This is a genomic window from Bacillus cereus group sp. N8, from assembly GCF_016483685.1.
In the GTDB taxonomy this organism is placed as follows: Bacteria; Bacillota; Bacilli; order Bacillales; family Bacillaceae_G; genus Bacillus_A; species Bacillus_A proteolyticus.
The window spans coordinates 1-1565 of the sequence record NZ_JAEHBK010000106.1 but is presented as its reverse complement, the minus strand read 5'-3'; the positions used below and the strand labels follow the sequence as shown (position 1 = coordinate 1565).

The following is a 1565-nucleotide window of genomic DNA, read 5'->3' as shown; positions in this document are numbered from 1 at the left end:
AAAACATACTAAGATTAGTAGTGCAGGCCAAGGCATTGGTTCGCACTACTATTTTTTATATAGTAGAAGTGAAGAAAGGGTCGTGTATGCTTTAGGATTCCGAATCCGTAAAAAAAACTGACCTTCTTCACTTACCTTATTTGAATCAGTTTTTAGTATGTTGGTCCTCGAGATCGTGTATAAGAAATGGGCATCGATAGGTGTAAGATGAAGACTTCAACTTTACGTCAGGAGGAACCTTATGAGACACGTAATTGCATTTGATATCAGTATGGGTAAAAGTTATATGGTCATTTATAATGCACAAAAACAATGTATCTTTGAAAAAGAAATCAAACATTCAAAGTCTGAATTTGAAGAGCTACAAAAAAAGATACATGAGCTTACCAATGAAACTGGCAAATCACCTGAAATTGTGTTCGAAGCAACAGGTATTTATTCCAGGCAGCTAGAACGATTTATGCAAGATAACCAATATACATATTGTCTATTAAACCCCTTAGAAGCAAAATTACAATGTGATTCCTTACGGATTCATAAAACGGACCGAAGTGATGCACATCGACTAGCCATTACTCATTTTACAGTTACCCGAAGGGTATCTCATGGAACGGACTACTTATTCCATCAGTTAAAGTCTCTTTCGAGATTTTATAGCGAACTGGATGGAGAATTATCGATGATTCGTAGTCGTATGCACAAAGTAATTCAATTAACATTTCCTGAATTAGAAAAAATGTTCACTAGTAAATCGGATCTATTTTTAAATTTTGTTCAACTATTTCCCCATCCAGATTGTGTTTTAGATCTTTCTAAAACAATCATAAAAAATCGTATTCGTGCCAATACCAATAAAAAAATATCAACTATCGTGGCAGAGAAAAAGGCAATTCAAATACTTGAAATAGCGAAAAATTCCTATCCAGCCGTTTCACAAAATAATGTCCTATGTGATCAACTCAAGGTATACGCAAGGCGTTATCAAGAACTTCTTCATCAAAAGGAACATTGCATTAACAAGATGGTACATCTTGCCGAACAACATGCAGAATATAGTATCATTTTGAGCCTTCCTGGAATTGGGCCAAATACAGCTGTACGTTTAATGGCTGAAATAGGAGATATTACTCGTTTTGCGAATAACAAGCAATTGAATGCATATGCCGGTATTGATATACGTCGCTTTCAATCCGGTAAAACTTTTTATAAAGATAAAATTAATAAACGTGGAAATAAACATTTACGAAAATTACTTTTCCTGATTATCCAAAACATGATTAAACAACGGCGTTACGGGCGAAATCACATTATAGAGTACTACGATAAATTAAAAACGCAACCCTATAACAAATGTCATAAAGTTGCGTCCATTGCGTGTGTGAATAAGTTACTGAAGCTTCTCTTTCATCTTATTACACACGATATACACTATGATTATCGGTTAACGGCCTAATATCATAGTTTTATTCATCATATCATATCTCCCCCTAGTAAAAAAAAGAATCATATTAGGGGTATTTAGTATGCGTTATACGTGGATACATGTTTGATATAGATTTTTGGTA

General features: G+C 34.1%; 1 protein-coding gene. It reads left to right on the top strand.

Annotation, left to right across the window (positions count from 1 at the left end; genetic code table 11):
* The first annotated feature begins 241 nt into the window (after window positions 1-241).
* Entirely contained in the window at window positions 242-1453 is a 1212-nt protein-coding gene (locus JDS80_RS30570; protein ID WP_199640806.1) for an IS110 family RNA-guided transposase, read from the top strand.
* Window positions 1454-1565 lie beyond the last annotated feature (112 nt).